This window comes from Nocardia aurea (assembly GCF_003123685.1).
GTDB classification, from domain to species: Bacteria; Actinomycetota; Actinomycetes; order Mycobacteriales; family Mycobacteriaceae; genus Nocardia; species Nocardia aurea.
Window position 1 is genome coordinate 103,136 of the sequence record NZ_QCYJ01000144.1, and the last position, 24,888, is coordinate 128,023.

The 24,888-nt window shown below is 68.0% G+C and carries 21 protein-coding genes; 3 read left to right on the top strand and 18 right to left on the bottom strand.

Annotation, left to right across the window (positions count from 1 at the left end):
- Nucleotides 1-27 precede the first annotated feature (27 nt).
- Both DAT37_RS37260 and DAT37_RS37265 read right to left on the bottom strand, forming a co-directional pair.
- Nucleotides 28-1,677, bottom strand: a complete 1,650-nt coding sequence (locus tag DAT37_RS37260; RefSeq protein WP_109529637.1) for an AMP-binding protein — start codon at nucleotides 1,675-1,677, stop codon at nucleotides 28-30.
- Entirely contained in the window at nucleotides 1,677-3,368 is a 1,692-nt protein-coding gene (locus DAT37_RS37265) for an AMP-binding protein (protein WP_109529638.1), read from the bottom strand. Before DAT37_RS37265 ends, DAT37_RS37260 begins: the two co-directional genes overlap by 1 nt.
- Nucleotides 3,369-3,487: 119 nt before the next feature.
- Between DAT37_RS37265 and DAT37_RS37270 the strand changes: the two genes are divergently transcribed.
- The gene (locus tag DAT37_RS37270; protein ID WP_109529706.1) at nucleotides 3,488-4,339 is read left to right on the top strand and encodes a helix-turn-helix transcriptional regulator; all 852 of its coding nucleotides are present in this window, start codon (nucleotides 3,488-3,490) and stop codon (nucleotides 4,337-4,339) included.
- A 32-nt stretch (nucleotides 4,340-4,371) separates the two neighbouring features.
- On the opposite strand, the gene trmD is transcribed toward DAT37_RS37270, so the two are convergent.
- The 14 genes from trmD to ftsY form a co-directional block, all read right to left on the bottom strand.
- On the bottom strand, nucleotides 4,372-5,055 hold the full coding sequence (trmD, locus tag DAT37_RS37275; RefSeq protein ID WP_109529639.1) for a tRNA (guanosine(37)-N1)-methyltransferase TrmD: 684 nt from the start codon (nucleotides 5,053-5,055) through the stop codon (nucleotides 4,372-4,374).
- 61 nt (nucleotides 5,056-5,116) lie between these two features.
- Nucleotides 5,117-5,638 (bottom strand): ribosome maturation factor RimM, encoded by a 522-nt coding sequence (rimM, locus tag DAT37_RS37280; protein WP_109529640.1) that lies wholly within the window; start codon nucleotides 5,636-5,638, stop codon nucleotides 5,117-5,119.
- Nucleotides 5,639-5,881 (bottom strand): RNA-binding protein, encoded by a 243-nt coding sequence (locus tag DAT37_RS37285; protein ID WP_067782143.1) that lies wholly within the window; start codon nucleotides 5,879-5,881, stop codon nucleotides 5,639-5,641.
- Nucleotides 5,882-6,322 (bottom strand): 30S ribosomal protein S16, encoded by a 441-nt coding sequence (gene rpsP / locus DAT37_RS37290; RefSeq protein ID WP_109529641.1) that lies wholly within the window; start codon nucleotides 6,320-6,322, stop codon nucleotides 5,882-5,884. It abuts the gene before it with no gap.
- 228 nt (nucleotides 6,323-6,550) lie between these two features.
- On the bottom strand, nucleotides 6,551-7,126 hold the full coding sequence (locus DAT37_RS37295; RefSeq protein ID WP_109529642.1) for a dihydrofolate reductase family protein: 576 nt from the start codon (nucleotides 7,124-7,126) through the stop codon (nucleotides 6,551-6,553).
- A gap of 138 nt (nucleotides 7,127-7,264) precedes the next feature.
- The gene (locus DAT37_RS37300) at nucleotides 7,265-7,849 is read right to left on the bottom strand and encodes a Uma2 family endonuclease (RefSeq protein ID WP_109529643.1); all 585 of its coding nucleotides are present in this window, start codon (nucleotides 7,847-7,849) and stop codon (nucleotides 7,265-7,267) included.
- Nucleotides 7,850-7,957: 108 nt separating this feature from the next.
- A complete protein-coding gene (locus DAT37_RS37305; RefSeq protein WP_109529644.1) occupies nucleotides 7,958-9,049 on the bottom strand; it encodes an amidohydrolase family protein in 1,092 nt (363 codons plus the stop codon).
- A gap of 117 nt (nucleotides 9,050-9,166) precedes the next feature.
- Complete coding sequence (locus tag DAT37_RS37310) at nucleotides 9,167-9,574, bottom strand: DUF302 domain-containing protein (RefSeq protein WP_109529645.1); 408 nt, start codon at nucleotides 9,572-9,574, stop codon at nucleotides 9,167-9,169.
- Between the two features lie 187 nt (nucleotides 9,575-9,761).
- Nucleotides 9,762-11,324, bottom strand: coding sequence for a signal recognition particle protein (ffh, locus tag DAT37_RS37315; protein WP_109529646.1), 1,563 nt, complete (start codon nucleotides 11,322-11,324; stop codon nucleotides 9,762-9,764).
- Between the two features lie 144 nt (nucleotides 11,325-11,468).
- The gene (locus tag DAT37_RS37320; protein ID WP_408637484.1) at nucleotides 11,469-11,753 is read right to left on the bottom strand and encodes a hypothetical protein; all 285 of its coding nucleotides are present in this window, start codon (nucleotides 11,751-11,753) and stop codon (nucleotides 11,469-11,471) included.
- A 198-nt stretch (nucleotides 11,754-11,951) separates the two neighbouring features.
- Nucleotides 11,952-14,399 (bottom strand): [protein-PII] uridylyltransferase, encoded by a 2,448-nt coding sequence (locus DAT37_RS37325; RefSeq protein WP_269814832.1) that lies wholly within the window; start codon nucleotides 14,397-14,399, stop codon nucleotides 11,952-11,954.
- Nucleotides 14,400-14,499: 100 nt separating this feature from the next.
- Entirely contained in the window at nucleotides 14,500-14,838 is a 339-nt protein-coding gene (locus tag DAT37_RS37330; RefSeq protein ID WP_039799550.1) for a P-II family nitrogen regulator, read from the bottom strand.
- A gap of 5 nt (nucleotides 14,839-14,843) precedes the next feature.
- Nucleotides 14,844-16,190: an ammonium transporter gene (locus DAT37_RS37335; protein WP_109529649.1), complete on the bottom strand. Its 1,347-nt coding sequence runs from the start codon at nucleotides 16,188-16,190 to the stop codon at nucleotides 14,844-14,846.
- A gap of 682 nt (nucleotides 16,191-16,872) precedes the next feature.
- The gene (gene ftsY / locus DAT37_RS37340) at nucleotides 16,873-18,546 is read right to left on the bottom strand and encodes a signal recognition particle-docking protein FtsY (protein ID WP_109529707.1); all 1,674 of its coding nucleotides are present in this window, start codon (nucleotides 18,544-18,546) and stop codon (nucleotides 16,873-16,875) included.
- Between the two features lie 163 nt (nucleotides 18,547-18,709).
- On the opposite strand from ftsY, the gene DAT37_RS37345 reads away from it, so the two are divergent.
- Nucleotides 18,710-19,099: a DUF2237 family protein gene (locus tag DAT37_RS37345; protein WP_109529650.1), complete on the top strand. Its 390-nt coding sequence runs from the start codon at nucleotides 18,710-18,712 to the stop codon at nucleotides 19,097-19,099.
- Between the two features lie 248 nt (nucleotides 19,100-19,347).
- Here DAT37_RS37345 and DAT37_RS37350 read toward each other — a convergent pair whose 3' ends face one another.
- Nucleotides 19,348-20,133, bottom strand: coding sequence for a TetR/AcrR family transcriptional regulator (locus tag DAT37_RS37350; protein ID WP_109529651.1), 786 nt, complete (start codon nucleotides 20,131-20,133; stop codon nucleotides 19,348-19,350).
- Between the two features lie 131 nt (nucleotides 20,134-20,264).
- Here DAT37_RS37350 and DAT37_RS37355 point away from each other — a divergent pair, with 131 nt between their 5' ends.
- Nucleotides 20,265-21,182, top strand: a complete 918-nt coding sequence (locus DAT37_RS37355) for an NmrA/HSCARG family protein (protein WP_109529708.1) — start codon at nucleotides 20,265-20,267, stop codon at nucleotides 21,180-21,182.
- Nucleotides 21,183-21,212: 30 nt separating this feature from the next.
- On the opposite strand, the gene smc is transcribed toward DAT37_RS37355, so the two are convergent.
- Nucleotides 21,213-24,827, bottom strand: a complete 3,615-nt coding sequence (gene smc / locus DAT37_RS37360) for a chromosome segregation protein SMC (RefSeq protein ID WP_109529652.1) — start codon at nucleotides 24,825-24,827, stop codon at nucleotides 21,213-21,215.
- Nucleotides 24,828-24,888 lie beyond the last annotated feature (61 nt).

The window sequence follows — 24,888 nt, forward strand, 5'->3', positions numbered from 1 at the left end:
GGGTGAAGTGCGGTCGCCACACCCCGTTCATCCGGTCGCCGATCCACCGGATTCGGCCAGTATCCGTGCCGCGAGTTCACGCATCTCGGCCTTGCGGACCTTGCCGGTGACCGTCATCGGGAAATCGTCCACGATGTGCACGTAGCGCGGGATCTTGAAATGCGCCAATCTTCCCGTACAGAAGTTCCGCACCGACGCGGCGTCCAAAGGCGTCGCGCCCTCGCGTATTCGGATCCAGGCCATCAGCTCCTCACCGTATTTCTCGTCGGGAACCCCGATGACCTGGGCGTCGAGAACATCCGGATGGGTGTAGAGGAATTCCTCGATCTCGCGCGGATAGATGTTCTCGCCGCCGCGGATGACCATGTCCTTGATCCGGCCGGTGACCGCGAGATATCTGTCCTGGTCCATCACGCCGATATCGCCGGTGTGCATCCAGCGTGCGGCGTCGATCGCCTCGGCGGTCTTCTCCGGCTGCTCCCAATAGCCCAGCATGACCGAATAGCCGCGCGTGCACAGTTCGCCGGGTTCACCGCGTGGCACCGTGACGCCTGTCGCCGGGTCGACGATCTTGACCTCCAGGTGCGGCCCGACCCGGCCGACCGTGGCGGTACGGCGGTCGAGGCTGTCGTCGCGGCGGGTCTGGGTCGACACCGGACTCGTCTCCGTCATGCCGTAGCAGATGCAGACCTCGGTCATCCCCAGCCGATCGATGACCCGTTTCATCACCTCGACCGGGCACGGGGATCCGGCCATGATGCCGGTCCGCAGGCTCGACAGATCCGGTAGGTCGCCGTCGGCGCGGGATTCCAGTTCCGTGAGCACGGCGATGAACATGGTCGGCACCCCGTACAGCGACGTGCACCGGTATTCCTCGACCGCCGCCAGGGTCGCGACCGGATCGAAGGCGGGAGCCGGAATCACCACGGCCGCACCGTGAGTGGTGACGGCCAGATTCCCCATGACCATCCCGAAGCAGTGATAGAACGGCACCGGGACGCACACCCGGTCGTGTTCGGTGTAGCCGCACAGCTCGCCGACGAAATATCCGTTGTTCAGGATGTTGTGATGACTGAGGGTGGCCCCCTTCGGGAAACCGGTTGTCCCCGAAGTGTATTGGATGTTGATCGGATCGTCGGCGGAGAGCGTGGCGCCGAGCGCGGCCAGCAGGTCGGTATCGGGTTCGGCGCCGGCCATCGCCTCCCATTCGGGGGATCCGAGGATCAGCACCTGTTCCAGCCCGGGGCAGTTCGGACTCACCTGCCGGATCATCTCGGCGTAGTCCGACGACTTGAATTCCCGCGCGGCGACGAGCACGCGCGCGCCCGCCTGCCGCAGGACGTACTCGAGTTCACCGGTCCGATAGGCCGGGTTGACAGTGACCAGGATCGCGCCGATCTTCGCCGTCGCGTACTGGACCAGGAACCATTCGGCGCAGTTCGGCGCCCAGATTCCGACGCGATCACCGGGGCCGACACCGAGGCGGGCCAGGCCGGTCGCCACCGCGTCGACAGCGGCGCCGACTTCGCGATAGGTCCAGATCCGACCGCTGGGGCCGTCGACCAGTGCCAGGCGATCCGGGTACGCGGCGACCGTGCGATCCAGGTTCGCGCCGATGGTGTCGCCGAGCATGGGGGTGTCCGAGGTACCGGACGCGTAGCTGGGCAGAGCCGACATCACTTGGTCCCCTGTCCGCGAAGCACGAAACGCTGCACCTTGCCGCTGGGGGTCTTCGGCAGGCTGTCCACGAAATGCACGCGACGCGGGTAGGCGTGGGCCGCGAATTTCTCCTTCACCAGCCGCTGGAGTTCCGCGGCCAGTTCGGCATCGCCGCCCGGCCCGTCGCGCAATACGACGAATGCCTCCAGCACCTCGCCGCGCAACTCGTCCGGCATTCCGACCACCGCCGCCTCGGCGACCCGATCGTGCAGGACGAGCACGCTTTCCACCTCGAAAGGGCCGATGCGGTAACCGGCCATGATGATGACGTCGTCGTCGCGGGAGGAGAAGCGGAAGAACCCCGCCGCGTCACGTGATCCGGCGTCGCCGGTCAGATACCAGCGACCGTCGGCGGAGAAACGCTGCGCGGTGCGATCCTGGGCGTCGAGATAGCCGAGGAACCACATGAGCGGACTGTCACGGGTGTCGATGGCGACGCGTCCCATCTCGTTCGGCGCGGCCTCGACATCGGCGTCGTCGGCGAGGACGGCGCAACGCCAGCCGGGAAGTTGCCTGCCCATCGAGCCGAGCGGGGTCGGCGCGTCGAGGTCGTCGTGCCAGGCGTTGCAGATCACCATGCCGTGCTCGGTCTGCCCGTAGTGGTCGCGCACCGCGACGCCGAGTTCGCGCGCCGACCAGGAGACCACGTCGGGGGTCAGCGGCTCCCCCGCCGAGGACGCGCGCCGCAGCGAGATCCCCTCCGGCACCGGCGTCTCGTCGGACCGCAGCGCGCGATACACCGTCGGCGCCGCGGCGAAATTGGTGACGCCGAACCGTTCGAGCACCTGCCAGGTGAGCGGCGCCGAGAATCCCGCGTGCAGCAACAGTGAGCGGATACCGGAGGCGAGCGGGCCGAGGATCGCGTAGTACAGCCCGTAGGCCCACCCCGGATCGGCGGCATTCCAGAACACGTCGTCGGGCCGGACGTCGAGGGCGAATTCCTGATAGGCGTGGAACGAGGCCAGGGCCCGCACCGGAATCGGCACCCCCTTCGGCGTGCCGGTGGTGCCGCTGGTGAACAACTGCACCAGCAGGCCGTCGCCGCCGACCGCCACCGCTTCGGCTCCCGGGTCGTCCGCGGAGTGCGCGGCGAGGAGTTCGTCGAAGGAGAAGACCGAAGGCGGCGGCCGGAGTTCGGCCGAATCCGCGACCGTGGCCGCGCCGAGGGCGGCCGCGACCCGCGCGCGTTCACCCGCGATCACGAGCCGCCAGGGCGCGTCGGCGGGGATGTCGTCGCCGGGGGCCAGTTTGGCGGCCTGATCGGCGTCGGCGATGACCAGAACCGTGCGACTCGCGGTCAGGCGCAGGGCGATGGCGGGCGGGGCGAAAGCGGTGAACAGGGGTACGTGGACAGCGCCCAGCCGCCAGATGCCGAGCAGTGCCACGACCAGATCGGCGGATTTCGACATCAGGGTGGCGACCCGGTCGCCGGGTCCGATGCCGAGATCGGCCAGTGCGGCCGCGCATCGCGACGAACGTTCCCGCAGGTCGCCGTAGGTGAGGTCGGTGGCGCTGAGGTCCGCTTCGATGACGGTGAAGGCGACGGCGTCGCTCGGATGCCGGTCGCACAGCAGGCGCGCCGCGCATACGTGCGGCCCGTCGTAGGTGTCCAGCAGATCGCGCACCCGCCGCGTCAGGTCCGTGCTCATGTCGTCTCCTCATCGGTGTTCGTACCGCCGTGGCCCATCGGTGATCCGGGCCACTGCCGTCTCCCCTAGGATGTGGGTCACACCCGCTTCGCCACTACCCCCGAAAAGGGGTGAGTCTGTTGACCACCGGATCCCTGCTTCGCCCCCGTGACGGCGACGCGCTGCGTTCGGAGATCCGCTGGGTCGCGAGCACGGCGGGGGTCCCGGTTGTCTTCGGCGGCGAGGTGCACGAGGACACCCTGCTGCTGACGGAATTCGTCGGCACCGTCACCAACGGATTACGTGGCCTTCCGGTGCTGCGCACCTCGGGTCTCGGCGGCCGCGTCATGGATACGCGCCGTCCGGCGTCGGTGACCGATTACCGCAGCGCCGCGTCCATCACCCACCACTACGACGGACCGGTTTCGGGTGAGGGCATCCGCTCGGTCCTCGCGGTGCCGGTGGTGGTGGCCAACCGCTCGCGCGCCGTGCTCTACGCGGCGACGCGCGGCGACACACCGCTGGGCGACCGCACCGTCGACCTCATGGTCGCGGCCGGTCGTCGCCTCACCACCGAGATCACCGTCCGTGACGAAGTGGACCGGCGGCTGCGCATGCTCGAATCGGCGGCGCCGACGACCGAGACCGCGCCCGCCGTCACCGAGGAACTGCGCGACCTGCACGCCGAATTGCGCGGATTGGCGCGTACCGCCTCCGACGAGAAGTTGCGCATCCGACTGCACGATGTCTGCGAACGCATGGCCCGTGCCCTCAACGGCGCTCCGGTCGCCGACGCACCGCGCCTGTCGCGGCGCGAACTCGACGTCCTCGCTCATATCGCCCTCGGCTGCACCAATCAGGAAGTGGGGCAACGGCTCTCACTCGGGCCGGAAACGGTCAAGAGCTATCTCCGCAACGCGATGACCAAACTCGACGCGCATTCGCGCCACGAAGCGGTCGTCCTGGCCCGCCGCTACGGGCTGCTCGCCTGACACGGCGATCCCACGCTCAGGCGATCCCGCGCTCAGGCGTCGGGCAGCAGATCCGGGCGACGGTCGCGGGTGCGGGCGAGGGATTGTTCGTGACGCCAGGCGGCGACCTTGGCGTGATCGCCGGAGAGCAATACCGGTGGAACCTCGAGGCCACGCCAGGTGACCGGGCGGGTGTAGCTGGGGCCTTCGAGAAGTCCGTCGGAGAACGAATCCTCCCGATGCGACTGCTGATTGCCGAGAACACCGGGGATGAGGCGCACGAATGCCTCGGTCATCACCAGGACGGCGGCCTCGCCGCCGATGAGAACGTAGTCGCCGATGCTGACTTCCTCCACGCGCACGCGACGGGCGGCGTCATCGAAGACCCGCTGATCGATGCCCTCGTAGCGGCCGCAGGCGAAGACGAGATGCTTCTCGACCGCCCAGCGTTCGGCGGTGGCCTGGGTGAACGGCACACCCGCCGGAGTCGGCACGACGAGCAGCGCGTCGTCGGGGCACACCTCGTCGAGGGCGTCACCCCAGACGGTCGGTTTCATGACCATGCCCGGGCCGCCGCCATAGGGCGAATCGTCGACCGATTTGTGCACGTCGTGGGTCCACCGACGCAGGTCGTGAACATCGATCGAGATCAGGCCCTTGTCGACGGCCTTGCCGAGCAGCGCGGTGCGCAGCGGCTCCAGATATTCCGGAAAGATCGTGACGACATCGATCTTCATCGACCCTCCTGGTCTCCACGCCCGCGCACTCGCCTCGACGGTGCCGAGTGCTGTGCCACCCCTACTCCGGATCGAGCAGCCCTTCGGGCGGATCGATGACGACGAGCCGATCTGCCAGCGACACGGTGGGCACGATGGCATTGACGAACGGGATCAGGATCTCCCTGCCGTCCTCGGCCGCGCGCACCGAAAGCAGTTCTCCCGCGGCGGAATGCAATACCTCGGTCACGGTGCCGATCGCGGTCCCGTCGGTGAGCTGGACGGCGAGGCCCTCCAGCTCGTGGTCGTAGTACTCGTCCGAATCGCCCGAGGGCGGCAGGTCGTCACTGTCGACGAAGAACAGGACGCCGCGTATCGCGTCGGCGGCGGTGCGGTCGGCGATTCCGGCGACGAAAACCAGGAGCCGACCCGAATGTTCACGGGCCGACTCCACGGTGAAGTCACGAACCTCTTTCGACCGCAGCCGACCGCGCAGGGTGACGCCCGGCGCGAAACGCGCCTCCGGCTCGTCGGTGCGAACCTCGACGACGAGTTCGCCGCGCACACCGTGCGACTTGGCGACCCGTCCTACGACGAGTTCCATCTACTGATCGGTATCGACCACGTCGACCCGGATGCCCCTGCCGCCGATTCCGGCGACCAGGGTGCGCAGCGCGGTCGCGGTACGACCGCCACGCCCGATGACCTTGCCCAGGTCCTCGGGGTGCACGTGCACCTCGACGGTGCGCCCGCGGCGGCCGGTGATCAGCTCGACGCGGACGTCATCCGGGTTGGCGACGATACCGCGAACCAGATGTTCGACGGCATCGGCGACGACGGCACTCATTTATTCGGCAGCCTCGGTCTCGGCGGTCGCCTCGGCGGCGGCCTCGTCCTTCTTGGCGGCCTTCTTCTTCGGGGTGACGGCGTCGGCGGTCGGCGCGTTGTCGGCGGCGGCCAGCGCGGCGTTGAACAGGTCCAGCTTGGACGGCTTCTCGGCCTTCAGCTTCAGGGTGCCCTCGGCGCCCGGCAGGCCCTTGAACTTCTGCCAGTCGCCGGTGATCTCCAGCAGCCGCTGCACGGGCTCGGTCGGCTGCGCGCCGACACCCAGCCAGTACTGCACGCGCTCGGAGTCGACCTCGATCAGCGACGGCTCTTCCTTGGGGTGGTACTTGCCGATGGACTCGATGGCCCGGCCGTCACGACGAGTGCGGGCGTCCGCGATGACGATGCGGTACTGCGGGTTGCGGATCTTGCCCAGACGGGTGAGTTTGATGCGAACAGCCATGCTGATCTGCCTCTTTCGGTGGTTGGTCACGGCGCGATTCAGCGACTCGCACGGTCTGCGAGCCCGGTTTCACGCTTGGAGTGTGTGACCGCCGCGCGGTACGTGACCGGAGACGGGCTGACACTGTCCAGGAAGGACGGTGGATCATTGTGCCAGACCGGCCGCCGCGCCCGGAAATCGCCTCGGTCGGAGCGAGGGTGTCGACCCGGTCGGGGCCGACGTCGTCGCTCACCGTGCCGGCGCGCCTTCCGTCGACGTCGTCCGGTACCGCAGCAAGACCACACCGGACCGGAACGGTTTGCTCTCGACCAGCCGCAACGCCGGGACCGCCGCGCCGTCGACGAACAGCCGGGCACCGTGCCCGACAACGACCGGATAGACGAACAGACGGTATTCGTCGACCAGGTCCGCCGCGATCAGCGCGTGCACCAGCGTGATACTGCCGGTGCTCACGATATCCATGCCCGGCTGCTCCTTGAGCGCCCTGACCTCGTCCACCCCGCGCAGGACGACCGAGTTCCGCCAGCCCGGATCACCGAGCGACCCCGACACGACGTATTTGGTCATCTCGTTCAGATCGTCGGTGATCCCGGTTTTGTCGTCGGTCTGTTCGGGCCAGTACCCGCGCATCTGCTCGAAGGTGACCCGGCCGAACAGCACCGCGTCACAGGCGGCGGTGTGCGTCATCAACTCGGCGTTGATATCGGAATCGTCCGCGGCGTCGTCACCGACGGTGAACCATCCCTCGCTCGCATCGATGACCCCGTCGACCGTGATGTTCTGGGTGACCACCAGATCCCGCATCTCGAACCTCCTGTCGCAATAGGTCTTGTCGATCTGGACGCGACAGCGGACAGGAACTCATCGCTGCTACGCCGAAGAGTTCACCGATCTCGGTAACAGGCCACCTGCTCGCGATTCGAGCACGGCGGTGTGGCCGATTCAGCGCAGAGCAGTGGTGTCCACCTCGATGGGAACGGGTCCGGGCGCGGTCACGGTCTCCCCCGCAGCGGCGAAAACCTCTTGGCGGTAGCCGGTTTCGCCGAGTCGATAGCCCTCGAACCGGGCCGGGCGGCCTTCGGGGAGTTCGACGACCCACAGAAATGGAACCCGTGCCGACGCGTATCCGGCAACCTTGGTGTCCCGCTCTTCCCTGCTATTGCCGGGTGACCACACCTCCACCGCGAGGATCAGTTCCTCCGGTGCGAAACTCGTGCGATTTACGTCTACGTTCACAACTGCGATGTCAGGGATCACACCCGTGCGGAAGGCTGTGCTGATCCGCACACCTACCGCGGGCAGAACATGGAGATCGGTGCGCCCCGCGCGGCACAGTGACTCGTGAAGCAACATCGACAACTTGAACGCGGCATGCTGGTGTGGCCCACCGGGTGGTGGCGTCATGTGGAAGTACCCCAGAATCAGTTCGAGTCGAGATCCATCAGACGGCTGCTCTTCGGCCAGCCAGTCTGCCACGGTCTTCGACCCCAGGGGGTGGATCATCTCAACCTCGGAGCTCGTCGTCATATCTTCCGATCTCCCGTCGCGTGCCGCCGCTCAACCGCTTGATTCGAACTCGAACTCGCCAACTGCTCGAATACACAGAAAACCACATTCACTCTAACGTCGCCCCGGTCAGCGGTGGCCTGTTACCGGGCCCGATTCGACGACGCACCCGCGCAACACGACCCATTGCGGGGCAGTGAGCATGGCCGGGTTGATTCGGGGGTCTTCGCGGTAGACGACGAAGTCGGCGGGGGCGCCGGGGGTGATGGAGGGGCTGCCGAGCCAGGTGCGGGCATTCCAGGAGGCGGCGCCGAGGGCGTCGTGCGGGGACAGGCCCGCGGCGGTGAGCGCGGTGATCTCGTCGGCGATGCGGCCGTGGCGGATGGAGCCGCCCGCGTCGGTGCCCGCGTAGATGGGGACGCCCGCGTCGTAGGCGTTGGCGACGGTGCCGCGCACGCGACGGTGCAGGTCACGCATGTGGGCGGCGTAGGTGGGGAATTTGCCCGCGCCGTCGGCGATGTCGGGGAAGGTGTCGATATTGATGAGGGTCGGCACCAGGGCGGTGCCGTGTTCGACCATCATGGCGACGGTGTCGTCGGTGAGTCCGGTGCCGTGTTCGAGGCAGTCGATTCCGGCGTTGATCAGGCCGGGCAGCGCGTCCTCGCCGAAGACGTGGGCGGTGACGCGGGCGCCGTTGGCGTGGGCGGCCTCGATGGCGTCCTTCAGGATCGCGTCGCTCCACAACGGACGCAGATCGCCGACCGAACGGTCGATCCAGTCGCCGACGATCTTGACCCAGCCGTCGCCGAAACGGGCCTGTTCGGCGACGATATCGGGCAGGTCGCGCTCGTCGTCGAGTTCGATGCCGAGTTCGCGGATATAGCGCTTGGGGCGGGCGATGTGCCGGCCCGCGCGGATGATGCGCGGCAATTCGTCGTGGTCGTCGATGAACCTGGTGTCGATCGGCGATCCGGCGTCGCGCAGCAGCAGCGCGCCCGCGTCACGCTCGGTCTCGGCCTGCGCGACGGCGCCGTCGCGGTCCTCGTGTCCGCCGCCGTACCGGATTCCGACGTGGCAGTGCGCGTCGACCAGGCCCGGCACGATCCAGCCTGTGTCACACAGGGTTTCGGCCCCCGGCACCGGCTCGTCGGTCACCAGCCCGTCGTGGACCCACAGATCCCGCACCTCGTCATCGGGCAGAACCACCCCGCGTAGATGCACAGCGACCTCCTGACGTCTCGGCTGTGTCGAACCTACCGCGCCCACCGATCGGCGACACGACGGCAGAGACCGACCGAGACGAACTCGCGGTGACGGCCGACGTGGAGGCCGGAGCGGTTACGGACGCACCGTCGTCAGCGAGTCGATCGCCGCTTGCAGCGCGACGGTCGCGTCCTCCGCGACGGGGCACAGCGCCCGGTCGTCGGTGACCTCGACCATCACCTGCGGATTCATCGCCTCGACGATGATGTCGGTCTCGGCGTCGGGATCACGGCGCACGATGACATTGCAGGGCAGCAGCAGCCCGATCCTGCGGTCGACGCCGACGGCACGGTGCGCCAGCGACGGATTGCACGCGCCGAGGATGAGGTAATCCTCCATATCCACGTCGAGTTTGGCCTTCATGGTGGCGCGCATATCGATTTCGGTCAGGACACCGAAACCCTGCCGGGCGAGCGCGTCACGGGTGCGATCGACGGCCTGGTCGAAACCGGTGTGCAGTGTGGTCGACAGTCCCAATTCCATGATCGTGCCTTCCGTGTTCGAGCGTTTCCCCTTTTCATCACCCCTTTCCACTATGACACCGAGTGGGCGGGGGCGATGCGCATGTCGCGCACCCGGGACGGGATCACCACTGCGCGGCCGCCACGAACAGACGCGAATCGGCCGCCGTCGGAATTTCGACGGCGGCCGATTCGGGAGCAGGTAGCGCCTACTGTTTCGGGAATTTGAACTTGCTCAGGTCGAAACCTTCGAGTCCGGGCGGCAACTGGTCGAGACCGGGCGGCATATTCGAGATGTCCATCCCCGGCGGCAGCCCCGGCATTCCGGCGGGCATTCCGGGGATTCCGCCGCGCATCTTCGGCGGGGTCGGTCCGCGACCGCCCTTCTTGCCCTTCTTACCCTTGCGGTTGTTTCCGCGACGCGCGCCGGGCATGCCCATCTGGCGGCCCATCATGGCCATCATCTTCTTGGCGTCGAAGAAGCGGTCGACGAGTTGGTTCACCTCGGAGACCTGTACGCCGGAGCCGTTGGCGATGCGCAGTCTGCGCGAGGCGTTGATGATCTTGGGGTTGTCCCGCTCGGCGGGGGTCATACCGCGGATGATGGCCTGCACCCGGTCGAGTTGTTTGTCGTCGACCTGGGCCAGCACGTCTTTCATCTGGCCCGCGCCGGGCAGCATGCCGAGCAGGTTGCCGATCGGGCCCATCTTGCGGATGGCGAGCATCTGATCGAGGAAATCCTCCAGCGTGAGCTCGCCGCTGCCCATCTTGCGCGCGGCCTCTTCGGCCGCCTGCGCGTCGTAGACCTGTTCGGCCTGCTCGATGAGGGTGAGCACGTCGCCCATGCCGAGAATGCGGCTGGCCATGCGGTCCGGGTGGAAGACATCGAAATCCTCGAGCTTCTCACCGGTGGAGGCGAACATGATCGGCGCGCCGGTCACATTGCGGACCGACAGCGCCGCGCCGCCGCGGGCGTCGCCGTCGAGTTTGGTGAGCACGACACCGGTGAAACCGACGCCGTCACGGAACGCCTCCGCGGTGCTCACCGCGTCCTGGCCGATCATCGCGTCGAGGACGAACAGGGTTTCGTCCGGCTGGACCGCGTCGCGGATACCGGCGGCCTGGCGCATCAGCTCGGCGTCGATACCGAGGCGACCCGCGGTGTCGACGATCACCACGTCGTACTGTTTGGCCTTGGCTTCGGCGACACCGTCGCGGGCGACCGCGACCGGGTCGGCGGCGGTGATGCCGAGCGGATTCGCGCCCGCGCCGACGGAAGTGCCGGGATGCGGCGCGAAGACGGGGACGCCCGCGCGCTCACCGACGACCTGCAACTGGGTGACGGCGCCGGGACGCTGGAGGTCACACGCGACCAGCAGCGGCTGATGTCCCTGTCCCTTCAGCCATTTCGCGAGTTTGCCCGCCAGCGTCGTCTTACCGGCGCCCTGTAGACCCGCGAGCATGACCACGGTCGGCGGATTCTTGGCGAGGGTGAGCCTGCGGGTCTCGCCGCCGAGGATGGTGACCAGTTCCTCGTTGACGATCTTGACGACCTGCTGGGCCGGATTGAGCGCCGCGGAGACTTCGGCTCCCTTGGCGCGTTCCTTGATCTTGGCGATGAATCCGCGCACGACGGGCAGCGCGACGTCGGCGTCGAGGAGGGCGAGTCGGATCTCGCGGCAGGTGGCGTCGATGTCGGCCGGTGACAGACGCCCCTTACCGCGCAGATCCTTGAGGGCACCGGTAAGCCGGTCGGACAGGGATTCGAACACCGATCGCGCTCCTGATCTCGGGGGACATCACTGGGGACGGCGGCAAGCGGGTGCACCGCGTAGTGAGACGATTACCGTCAAGGGTAATCGGATCACCCGTACCGGCGCGCAACCGGTGTGTCCTCCGAGGTCACAGGAGTTCGATCAGTCGAGCACGCGAGCGCGCGGCTCGACCGTCTTGCGATAGTCGTGGTTCTCCAGGGCCACCATGAATGTCGCCTCGCGGGCGGTGAGCCCCAATTCCAACGCGAGGTCGTCGAGCAGGGCCCACTCCGCACCGGTCCGCATCTCGCGGGTGGCGACGGTGGTGGCGATGGTCATCGCGGTCACCGCCTGCCTGCCGGTCAGGGTGCGCCCGGGTAGCCAGGAAACGACCCAGCGGTCGCCGCCGACACACCGAGCCATATGTGTCGTCTCGTCACTCGTCATCATCGAAGCCGAAACAACCTCAATTGCCACCGACATGCTCCCCTCGTACTAAGGCGATAGGGCGGGACGCTCTGATCGTAGGGTGCGCAAGGCAGCACGCCGATATGTTCCAGCAAATAGTCTGCAACGGTTTGATTGCTGGCTCTTCTTACTGGAACAGCCGGAGATCGGCGAGCGGACTGGACATTTGGCAAATAACTAGGAAACCTGATCGCCGCCCGGTGTCGACGGGTCGTCGGGCTTCTTGGGCGCGGGTCGGGGCACCACTTCCAGGACCGCCTTCTCGATTGCCTCGCGCCGCGCCGGACCGGTGTCGGAACCCAGCTCGAGACCGAACACGTCCACCACCGCGGAGCCCATCGTGACCGCCTTCGCCCACCGCACGTTCGCGCCCGCCGCGGCGAAGGTCGCGGCCAGCCTGCTCAGCAGTCCGATCCGGTCCTCGGCGCGCAGTTCCAGGATCGCCTGGCCCTCACTCGAGCCGTCGAACCAGATCACCCGAGGCTGAGCCTGCGCGTAGGGACTCGGGCCGACACCGGTCGCCTCGCGTTCCCGCTTGGCGAGCAGCGCGGTCAGATCGAGTTCGCCCGAGGTCGCCCTGATCAGTTCCTGGCGCAGCAGCCCGGCTTCGGGCGGATCGCCGAATTTCGGTGAGACCACGAAGGTATTGATCGCCGAGCGGCCCTCACCGCCCACCGAGGCCGAGAGCACACGCAGCGAATGCAACGCGAGCACACCCGCGGCGTCGGAGAGCAGACCCGCCGCGTCGGGCGCGATCACCGTGACGGTGTAGGTGTACTTGCCCTCGCCCGGACGCAGATCGACGTGCACCCCGCCCGCCTCGGCCCTTTCCAGCAGTTCCGCGGCGATGGGTTCCGGTGTCGGCAGCGGGTCACCGGCCATGACCAGACGGCATCGGCGCACCAGTTCGCCGATGAGCGAGGCCTTCCAGTCCCCCCACACGCCGGGCCCGGTCGCCAGCGAATCCGCCTCGGCGAGGGTGTGCAGCAGTTCCAGTAATTGCACGTCGCCGTCGAGCGCGTCGACGACGTGCTGCACCGTGTCGGGGTCGGCCAGGTCGCGGCGGGTCGCGGTCTCGGGCAGCAGCAGGTGGTAGCGCACGATCGCGCTGAGGGTCCGCACATCCGATGGCCACAGCCCGAGCCGACGTCCGATGTGGGTGGCCAGTTCCGCGCCGACGACACTGTGATCGCCCGCGCGTCCCTTGCCGATGTCGTGCAGCAGCGCGCCGAGCATGAGCAGGTCGGGGCGGGCGACCCGGGTGACCAGTGCGCTGGCGTAGGCGACGCACTCCATGAGATGGCGATCAACGGTCCAGGTGTGCACCGCGTCGCGCGGCGGGAGATCGCGTACCGCGCCCCATTCGGGCAGCAGTCTGCCCCACAACCCGGTGCGGTCGAGCGCCTCGATCGCGTCGATGGTGCCGCGACCCGCGCCGAGCAGCACCAGCAGATCGTTGAGCGCGTCCTTGGGCCACGGCTCCCGCAATTCGGGCGCGTCCTCCGACAACCGGTTCAAGGTGGTCGCCGACATCGGCAGCCCGGTCTGCGCCGAGGCCGCCGAAACCCGCATGATCAGGCCGGGATCACGTTGCGGGCGGGCGTCTCGCGCCAGCACCACCTCGCCCGCGTGCTCGACCACCCCCTCATCGAGTGGTCGTCGCACCGGCATCCGGCGCAGCCGCGCCAGACCGCGCCTCGGCAGCGCGTTCGCGGCGGTCCGCAGGCCGACATCGACGGAGTAACTCACCGTGCGCGCGGAATCGCTCAGTGTGCGAGCCAGATCGAAGCGGTCCCCGATCCGCAGGGCCGCGCCGATCTCGTCGGCGTCCTGGGCGCGCAACTGATCTCGCGCCCGGCCCGCGACCCGGTGCAATTCCGTCCTGACGTCGAGCAGCCTGCGGTGGGCCTGTTTGAGCCCGCCGCCGGGCACGTCGGGGCCCAGGCCCGGCATCGCGTCGGTCAGCTGGGCGATGGAAAGGGCGTCGAGCAGTTGGATATCGCGCAACCCACCGCGACCGTTCTTCAGATCGGGTTCGGCCCGGTGCGCGATCTCGCCGCTGCGCTGCCAGCGGGTGGCGGCCTGGGCGATCAACTCGTCGAAGCGCGAACGAATTCCGTTGCGCCATTCCCGTCGCACCCCGCCGATCAGCAGGTTGCTCAGTTCGACGTCACCGACGATATGCCTGGCCTCCAACATGCCGAGCGCGGCGATCAGATCGTCGTTGGCGACACGCAATGCCTGCGGGACGGTGCGAACACTGTGGTCGAGTTTGATGTGGGCGTCCCAGAGGGGGTACCAGAGTTGGTCGGCGACCTCGGCGACCCGCGCCGGATCGACATTGTCGTGCAGCAGCACCAGATCCAGATCCGAGTACGGCAGCATCTCCCTGCGCCCGAGCCCGCCGACCGCGACGACCGACAGTCCGCTGTCGGCGGTGATCCCTAGTTCGGATCCTTTACTGGAAAGCCATAATTCGTAGAGGTCGACCAGGGCCGAACGCAATGATTCCGCGTCGAGCCGAGGATTACGGGGCATTCCGCCGTCGAGTAATTGTTCCCGTGCCCTGACCAGATCGGCGGCACCGTTGGAAACCCGGTCTCCGCTGTCACGATCGCTACCCACTACCCCACCGCCCGTCAGATGCTTGCGGCCCCGCTCCGACCGGAATTCCGGTGGGAGCGGAGCCGCTGCTCGATTTCGATTTTTCGTGTCGACCTTGCGCTTACAGCGCGTCGGTGCCGCGTTCGCCGGTCCTGACCCGGATGATCGCCTCGACGGGCGTCACCCAGACCTTGCCGTCACCGATCTTGCCGGTACGCGAGGCCTCGACGATCACCTCGACGACCTTGTCGACCGACGCGTCGTCGACGACGACCTCGACCCGGACCTTCGGCACGAAATCGACCGAGTACTCCGCACCGCGGTACACCTCGGTGTGGCCCTTCTGCCGTCCGTAACCCTGCACCTCGCTGACGGTCATACCGAGCACGCCCGCCTGTTCGAGCCCGGACTTCACGTCCTCGAGTGTGAACGGTTTGACGATTGCCGTGATCAGTTTCATTGTCGTCATGCCTCCTTGACGAGCGAGCGTGCCGTGCCACCCACAGCAGCGAAATCGTATGCGGTCTCCGCGTGCTCGGACTCGTCCAGACCCACCGACTCGCCCTCCTCGTCTTTACGCAGGCCGATCGTGAACTTGATGGCGTACGCGATCACGGCCGTTGCGACCAGGGAGTAGGCAAGCACGGTGAACGCACCGACGGCCTGCAGCTTCAACTGCTCGATCCCACCACCGTAGAACAAGCCCTCGACCGCCGCCGGAGCTTCCGGCGCGGCGACCAGACCGACGAGCAGGGTGCCGACCAGACCACCGACGAGGTGGACGCCGACCACGTCGAGCGAATCGTCGAAGCCGAACTTGAACTTCAGGCCGACCGCCAGGGCGCACAGGGCACCCGCGACGACACCGACGACCACGGCGCCCAGCGCGTTCACCGAGGAACACGCCGGGGTGATGGCGACCAGACCGGCCACGATGCCCGAGGCGGCGCCCAGCGAGGTGGGCTTGCCGTCACGGAACTTCTCGACCAGGATCCACGCCAGCATGGCCGCGGCCGTGGCGATCGTGGTGGTGAGGAAGGTGGCACCGGCGATGCCGTTGGAGCCGACGGCCGAACCGGCGTTGAAGCCGTACCAGCCGAACCACAGCAGACCGGCGCCGAGCATGACGAACGGCAGGTTGTGCGGACGGAACGGCGTGCCCGGCCAGCCCTTGCGCTTGCCGAGGACGATGGCCAGCACCAGACCGGCGGCGCCGGCGTTGATGTGGACCGCGGTACCACCGGCGAAGTCGACCGCCTTCAAGTTGTTGGCGATCCAGCCACCGGCCTCACCGGTGTAGCCGTCGAACGCGAACACCCAGTGCGCCACCGGGAAGTACACGACGGTCGCCCAGATACCGGCGAAGACGAGCCAGGAGCCGAACTTGAGTCGATCGGCGACAGCGCCCGAGATGAGTGCGACGGTGATGATCGCGAACATGAGCTGGAACGCGACGAATACCGACAACGGGATGGTTCCGTTCAAGGGAACCGCGGCAGGTGCCGCCGGATCGGTGGAGGCAAGGTAGCTACCGCCGAATACGCTCTTCAAACCGAAATATTGACCCGGGTCTCCGATGAGATTGCCTTTGTCCTCGCCGAATGTCAGCGAGAAGCCGTACAGCACCCACAGGATCGTGATCAAGCCCATGGAGCTGATGCTCATCATGATCATGTTCAGCACGTTCTTGGAGCGGACCATGCCGCCGTAGAAGAACGCGAGTCCGGGTGTCATCAAGAGCACGAGTGCTGAACTGGCCAGCATCCATGCGGTGTCACCGGCGTCCGGCGCGCCGATTACGGGAAATGCCACCTTAATGTCCTCCTCATCTCGGGCCCAGCCGACTCCGGCAAATGGACCTGCACAAGAGGTTCCTCACTCGGTGTTTCATCCGTCATGCTGCAATGTTTCACCTGCGTGAACGGATGGCGGAGTTGTGTTGCCACCACGTTTCACGGTGTACACCACGGGTTTCCGCCCCCGCGTGAAGCCGGTGCCGCGCCACCCGAAATATGACTACCCGACAGTAGGTCATGCGTCACATTCCCCCGGGGAGCGCGCGATGTTTGCGGAATCTCCGCGCGAGGACAGAAAGAACGTCACCTCCCCCTCCCCCTTCACGAGGAAATCTGCGATCAACCGAAAATCAGCAAACCCTCCGCACAACCCCCACCCACGGTGAGCCTCAAACCAACCCTCCGAACCAAACCCGCCCCACCCACGATGAGCCGCGATACGAACCCTCCGAACCAACCCGGCCCCACCCACGATGAGCCCCGGCACGAACCCTCCAAACCAAACCGGCCCCACCCACGGTGAGCCCCGGCACGAACCCTCCAAACCAAACCCAGCCCGCCGGCGCGAGTCTTACGAGCGCCCGGTTCGCGGCCGTCTCGCGTCCGAGCGGTCGAAGCGCATGCGCCGCAGGCGCGAGTCTCGACCGCTCGGACGCGAGACATCGGGGCCGCGAACCACGCCGCGCCGCAGGCGCGGCCTAACCTAACAGCGCGTCGACGAAGGCTCCGGGCTCGAACGGCGCCAGATCGTCGGCGCCCTCGCCGAGCCCGACGAGTTTCACCGGGACCCCCAGCTCGTGCTGAACCTGGAAGACGATTCCGCCTTTGGCCGTCCCGTCGAGTTTGGTGAGCACCACACCGCTGATGTCGACGACTTCGGCGAAGACCCTGGCTTGGGTGAGGCCGTTCTGGCCGACGGTGGCGTCGAGTACGAGCAGTACTTCGTCGACTTTCGCCTTCTTCTCGACGACGCGTTTGACCTTGCCGAGTTCGTCCATCAGGCCGGTTTTGGTGTGCAGGCGGCCCGCGGTGTCGATGAGGACCACGTCGACGCCGCGTTCGATTCCCGCGGCGACGGCGTCGAAGGCGACGGCGGCGGGGTCGGAGGCTTCCTTGCCGCGGACGGTCTCGGCCCCGACCCGTTCACCCCAGGTCTGTAGTTGGTCGGCGGCGGCGGCGCGGAAGGTGTCGGCCGCGCCGAGCAGTACCCGGCGGCCGTCGGCGACGAGTACCCGGGCCAGTTTGCCGGTGGTGGTGGTCTTTCCGGTGCCGTTGACGCCGACGACGAGCAGGATCGACGGGTGGTCGTCGTGCGGTAGCGCGCGCACCGATCGGTCGAGTTCGGGGCGCAGCGCTTCGATCAAGACGTCGCGCAGCACGTCGCGGGCCTGATCGGTGGTGCGCACGCTGCGGAGTGCCATTTCCTCGCGCAGTCGGGTGACGATGGCGGCGGTGCTGGCGGTGCCGAGGTCGGCGAGGACGAGGGTGTCCTCGACCTCTTCCCAGGAGTCCTCGTCGAGATCGCCGCCGCCGAGCAGACCGAGCAGGCTCTTGCCCACGGCGTTCTGGGAGCGCGACAGACGGCCGCGCAGGCGGATGAGGCGGCCCGCGGTGGGTTCTATCTCCTCGAGGGCGGGAGCGGTGGTCTCCGGCGCGGTGAGGACTGTCTCCGGTGTGATGGTGGCGGGGGGTTCGACGGTCGCGGACGGTGTTTCCGGTTCGGCGACGGCGGTTCCGTCGGTTCCTGCCGTCGTGACGCCGGGCGCGGCGGCTTCCGGCGCGGCCGTGCCGGTGTCGTCGGTATCGGGCGCGGTGGTATCGGGCGCGGTGGTATCGGGTGCGAGCGTGCCGGTATCGGTGGTCTCCGGCGTGAGCGTGCCGGATCCGGCTCCGTCGGCACCGGCGTTATCAGGCGCGAGAGTGCCGGGTGCGGATGTCTCGGGCGCGGTGCTCGCCCCGTCGACGGTCGCGGTGCCGGACGTGCCAGTGGCGGTATCGGTGGCCGGTTGCGTCTCGGTCCCGGCCCCCTTCTCGACGGTTTCCACGTCGGTGTCGGGCAGCGCGACGTTGGTGATCCCTCGCTTCGGTGCGTCGCGAGGGATCGCGGCGTCGTCACCGATATGCGGTTGGCCCTCGGTGTCGGTCCGTTCGATCGGCGCGGGCTCCGGGCGTGTCGGCGTCGCCGTGCCGCCCTGGCTGAAGCTGAAGCCGCCCGAGGCGGTGTAACCACCCGATCGGTCGGTCAGCTCCTTTTCCTCGGTCGGTGGCGTCAGCGATACGCGGCGACGCTTGTACAGGACGAATCCGGCCACAAACGCCACCAGCAGCAGCGCGGCGACAACGGCGATCAGAATCCAGGCTTCGGAACTCACGCGACCATCCTTGCAGAACCCGGCGCGGATGCCGGTCTCCGCGTCGCGCCGCAGGTAGTCGGCGCGCGGGCATGCGCTGACGGCGGCGAAGAGGCCATCGACACAGCCCCCGAGATTTCTTGTCCTGCGGAACTTCTCGCGAAGTGACAATAGGATCGGCCACGTGACCGATCGAAACGTGCTTGGGGGGCCGCTGGAAGAGTGCGGCGCCGATCCTCTCACCGGGTTCTACCGGGACGGCTGCTGCAGTACCGGGCCGGAGGATCTGGGAAGCCATACTGTATGCACTGTTGTCACGGCCGAGTTCCTCGAGCATCAGGCGTCCATCGGGAACGACTTGAGTACGCCGCGTCCGGAGAACAATTTCCCCGGACTGCAACCGGGCGACCGCTGGTGTGTGGTCGCGGTGCGCTGGCTGCACGCGCACGAGGACGGCGTCGCCGCCCCCGTCGTACTGGCCGCCACCCACGAGAACGCGCTGGAAGTGATCTCCGTCGAGATCTTGCGGAAATACGCCGTCGACGTGCCCGACGACGTCAGCGACCTGCTCTGAGTCCCCCACCGACGCCCTGATCCACGACAGCCCGCACGCGGTCCGGCTGTCGGGCTCACGCATGCCCGGACGCGACCGCTTCCCCCATGCGAACGCCGCTCACAACCACCGTGCGCCAGACGCCGATGCGAAGGCAGCACACTCGCCCGTACGTCGGAACCGCTCGTTCACCTCGCGGACCGATCGGCCGAATCGGTCGACGTCGACGGCGCGACGGTCCCGTCCACCGGTTCAGCGGCGCGTCGCGCTCACGAAGCCGACCCGATAGCCCGACGCCTGCGGTGCGCCTTCTGACGGCAGGCCGCCGAGCAATATCGCGCGGGCCGCCCCATTCCGGTCCTGCGCACCGGGCCGCGACAGATCGGGCACCGCGCGAGTGTGGCACTTTCGTTACGGTCCCTTGTTTCGTCGCGGTCATCACTCTCGGGAGCGTGTTTCGTCACCGAAGGCGCGGTGGGATTGGTGCGCAACGCGTCGAGCACCAGGGCGGCGGCGCGAACCAATTGTCCGTCGGGGCGTTGATATCGCTGGATCGCAACGCATCCGGTGAACAGATCCTGGACATCGGCGACGGTGATATCGGCGCGGACCGACCCTTGACGCTGCGCGGCGCGCAGCAGTTCCTCCAGCGCGCGTTGGAAGCGTTCCCCCGCACCGCGCAACAGGGCCTTCGGCCAGCCGTCGTCGGATTGGACCAGATCGCAGAGTGCCTGGTTACCGGGGCTGCGGGCGACCACCTCGGTGCAGACCGCGAAGAAGGCGGCCCCGGGGTCGGGATCGCCGAGGCGAGAGGTGGCCAGCCGGGCCAGACCGTCCACCCGCTGCTGCATAACCGCTTCCAGCAGATCGGTTTTCGTCGGGAAGTGTCGGTACACGGTGCCCGCGCCGACGCCTGCCCGCCGCGCGATCTCGATGAGCGACACCCCGGTCCCGTTTTCCGCGAAGGCGCGTTGAGCGGCATCGAGCACACGGCCGCGATTGCGGCGCGCGTCGGCGCGACCGAACCCGTCGTGCCGGAGCGAAGGGGCAGACATTCGTTACGGCCTTCCATTTCGGTTGCTGGCCAGGTTCGCAGCGGCGCCATACGGTGCCGATACGGGTCATACGACCCGATTCTACCGAGATCGCCCGATCGGACGACATCGTCCGGAAACGAAAGGTCAGCATGTCCTCTCAGCACGATCCGATCCTGGTCACCGGAGCGACCGGCCAGCAGGGCGGCGCCACCGCGCGCAGACTCCTCGCCGACGGCATCGCCGTGCGGGCGCTGGTCCGCGACCCACAGTCGGCCGCCGCGCGGGATCTCGCCGCGTCCGGCGCGGAACTGGTGACCGGTGACCTCGACCGGCCCGAGAGTCTGGCACCGGCGGTCGCGGGCACGCGCGGTGTCTTCCTGGTGCCGCCGGTGGCCTTCGGGCCCACCGGGTGGGATGTCGATCTGGAGGCGAGCCGCGGCATCCATGTCATCGAGGCCGCCGCGCGCGCCGGAGTCGAGCACGTCGTGTTCACCGGAGTCGCCTCGATGAGCGGCGACGCCCAGCGCGACGCGGCGGGCAAGCGACGTATCGAAGCGGCGCTGATCGACGGCGAGACCCGCTACACGGTGCTGCGCCCGGTGCGGTTCATGGAGAACTACCTGATCCGGGATTTCCCTGTCGACGGCATCGCCGACGGCGTGAACCACCACATCTTCCGGGCCGATCGGCCGTTGCAGATGATCGCGGTGGCCGATATCGGGGTGTTCGCCGCCATGGCCTTCGCGAATCCCGATCGCTTCCACGGCGAAATCCTCGAGATCGCCGGTGACGATCCCACCCCCGACGAGGCCGCGGCGATCATCACCCGCGTCACCGGTCACCCCGTCCGCTACCGGGAACTCACCGAGTCCGAAGCCGAGGCGTTCGGCACCGAGATCGCCGGTGCCTGGCGTCTGTCACGCGAAACCGGCGGCTGGCGTGCCGACATCCCGGCGCTGCGGGAACTGCACCCCGGCCTGCTCACCCTCGAAACCTGGCTGACCACGGGCGGATCCGCGAAACTCGCGACCCAGCGCGAGCAGCAGCGGGCCGACGCCGGACGCTGATCGAACGGGCATACCTCGCGACGGTGGATCTCAGCTCGCGGACCGCACCGGCGACGGCTCGTCTCCGCGCAGACGCTGGGAGATGACCTGCGTGATGCCGTCGCCGCGCATGCTCACGCCGTAGAGGGCGTCGGCGATCTCCATGGTCGGCTTCTGGTGCGTGATGACGATCAGCTGACTCTTCTCGCGCAACTGCTCGAACAACCCGATCAGACGCCGCAGGTTGGTGTCATCGAGCGCGGCCTCGACCTCGTCCATCACGTAGAACGGTGACGGGCGGGCCCGGAAGATGGCGACCAGCAATGCCACTGCGGTCAGCGATTTCTCGCCGCCGGACAGCAGCGACAAACGTTTGACCTTCTTGCCCGGCGGCCGCGCCTCCACCTCGATACCAGTGGTCAGCATGTCGGAGGGGTCGGTGAGCACCAGCCTGCCCTCGCCGCCGGGGAACAGTTTCGCGAAAACGCCGACGAATTCGCGTTCCACGTCCTCGTAGGCCTCGGTGAAGACCTGCAGGATGCGCGCGTCGACTTCGGCGACCACCTCCAGCAGATCCTTACGGGCGCTCTTGACATCCTCGAGCTGGGTGGCGAGGAAGTTGTAGCGCTCCTCGAGCGCGGCGAACTCCTCGAGCGCGAGCGGGTTCACCTTGCCGAGGGTGGTGAGATCCTTCTCGGCGCGTTTGGCCCGGCGCTCCTGGCTCGCGCGGTCGTAGGGCATGGGGGCGGGCGCGGTGACCTGCTCGCCGCGCTCCTTGGCCTGTTCGTATTCCTGCCATTCCAGATCCGAGGGCGGCAGCGGCACGTCCGGGCCGTATTCGGCGATCAGATCCGACAGCGCGATACCGAACTGCTCGGCGATATTCGCCTCCAGCTGTTCGATGCGCAGCGCCGCCTGCGCCTTGGCGACCTCGTCGCGGTGCACCGTGTCGGTGAGCTGGGACAGCTGGACGGCCAGCGCCCGCACCCGCTCTTTGACCTGGTCCACCTGGGCCGCGGCCTCGGTGCGGCGGCGCACCAGGTCGTCGCGTCGCGCGCTCGCCTCGGCCACCACCTTCTCCAGTTCGGCGGCGATCCTCGCACCGGATTCGGCGACCGCGGCGGCGACTCCGGCGGCTTGGCGACGCGCGGCCTGCGCCCGTTCGGCGCGGGCACGCGCCTCCCGTTCGGCGCGGGCCGCGCGACGCAACGAATCGGCTTTGCCCCGTACCGATTCCGCGCGTTCCTCGGCGGTGCGGACCGACAGGCGCGCCTCGACCTCCATCGAGCGGGCCTCGGCCAACGCGGCGGCGGCTTCCTCACGGTCACGTCCGGCCGATTCGGTGCCCGCCGCGCCCGCTCCGTCGTCGTCGCCCTGTTCCAGTTCGACCGCGCGCAGTCGATCCTCCAATTCGGCCAGCGCGGTGAGGGATTCCTCACGGTTCGCCTCGGCCACATCGCGCTGTCCGGTGAGCCGTTCGCTGTCGCGCTCGGCGGCGCGGGCGGCCTCGCCGAGTCTGCCGAGCCGGTCGTAGATCCCGGTCAGCGCCTGATCGGATTCGTGCAGCGCCAGCAGCGCCTGGTCGACGGCGTCCTTGCGGTCGGCCTGTTCGTCCAGCGCGCCGGACAGCGCCGCTTCCAATTCCTCGGCGCGTCGCTGCGCGGCGGTGAGGTCGGCCGCGGCCGTATCTATGTCGGCCTGGATCTCCAACTGGCTGGGCGCGCGATCGGAACCGCCGAGCACCCAGCCGCTTCCGGCCAGGTCACCGTCGCGGGTGACGACCCGCAATTGCGGATGTTCGGCGATCAATCGCGTCGCCTCGGCGAGGTCGGACACCACCGCCACGCCCGCGGTGAGCGCCGCGATCGCCCCGCGCACCTGTTCGGGGCAGTCGACCACATCGCCGAGCCAGCGGGCGGACTCGGGCAGGGGCGCACCGAGCGGAGGTGTCGCCGTTCCCGCGGCGAAGACCAGCGCGACCCGTCCGCCGTCGGCGTCCTTCAAGGCCCGGACCGCCGCGTGCGCGCCGTCGCCGGTCTCGGCCGCCACGGCATCGGCGAGCGGACCGAGGGTCGCGGCCACCGCGGCCTCGAAACCGCCGTGCACGCGCAGCATTCCGGACAGCGGGCCGAGCAGCCCGTCGGCGCGATGCTCGGCCAGCCAGGCCGCGCCGTCACGCCGCGCCAGATTCATGCTCAGCGCCTCGATGCGCGCGCTCAGCGACGCGACCCGTTTACTCGCGTCGCGATCCTGTTCGCGCAGTTCGGTGACGCGCTGGTCGGCCAGCGTCATGGCTTGCACCGCGTGTTCGTGCTGGGCGTCGAGTCCGGCCTCACCCGCTTCGAGTTCCCCGAGTTCGTTCTGCACCGACTCGAATTCGGCTTCGGCGATCTCGCCGCGCTGCCGCGACTCGGTGATCGCCAGCGACAGTCTCGCGATATCGGCGTCGAACGATTGGCCCCGGGTACGCAGGTTGTCGACCTGTCCGGCGAGCCTGGCCAAACCCTCGCGGCGATCCGCGATGGCCCGCACCGCCGCCAGATGCGCCTGTTCGGCGGCCTTTGCCGCGTACTCGCGCTCGTGCAGCGCGTCGCGAGCCGCCTCCAGGGTTTCGGTGGCCATCTCCACCGCTTCGCGCAGCTCGGCTTCCTCGGCCTCGACGCGCGCCGCCTCGGCCTCCAGTTGGTCGGGGTCGCGCCCGGTGCCGACCTGGGTCTCGGTGTGCAGGTGCCGGGCCCGGTCACCGGCGATCCGGAGGGTGGCGTTCACGCGTTCGGCGAGCGCGGAGAGCTGGAACCAGATCTGGGCGGCGGCCTCGGCACTCGGCGTGAGCCGGGAGAGCTGGAATTCCTGCTGGGCGAGCGCGGCGTTGGCGGCGTCGAGTTCGGACTGCACGGTGATCTGCTGCTCGCGCGCGTACGCCTCTTTGCTCTGCTGACTCTCCAGTTCACCCCGGCGGGTCACGAGATCGTCGGCGGCCAGGCGCATCCGCGAATCGCGCAGGTCGGCCTGCACGGTCTGCGCGCGTCGCGCGACCTCGGCCTGCCGCCCGAGCGGTTTGAGCTGGCGGCGCAATTCGGTGGTGAGGTCGGTCAGGCGAGCCAGATTGGCCTGCATCGCCTCGAGTTTGCGGACGGCCTTCTCTTTGCGCTTGCGGTGTTTGAGGACACCGGCGGCCTCTTCGACGAAGGCGCGGCGGTCCTCGGGACGCGATTCCAGGATGGCCGAGAGTTGTCCCTGTCCGACGATGACGTGCATCTCGCGCCCGATGCCGGAATCGCTGAGCAGTTCCTGCACATCCATCAGACGGCAGGAGCTGCCGTTGATCTCGTATTCGCCCGCGCCGTCGCGGAACATGCGCCGGGTGATGGACACCTCGGCGTAGTCGATGGGCAACGCGCCGTCGGAGTTGTCGATGGTCAGGGTCACCTCGGCGCGGCCGAGCGCCGCGCGGCCGGTGGTTCCGGCGAAGATGACGTCCTGCATCTTGCCGCCGCGCAACGCCTTCGCACCCTGCTCACCCATGACCCAGGTGAGCGCGTCGACGACATTGGATTTGCCCGAACCGTTGGGACCGACCACACAGGTGATGCCGGGCTCGAAGCGCAGTGTCGTCGCGGACGCGAAGGATTTGAACCCCTTCAACGTCAGGCTCTTCAGGTGCAAATTCGGACGACCTTTCCGTCTTCGATACGGCCGACAGTACTGGGAGACGACCAACCGTGCC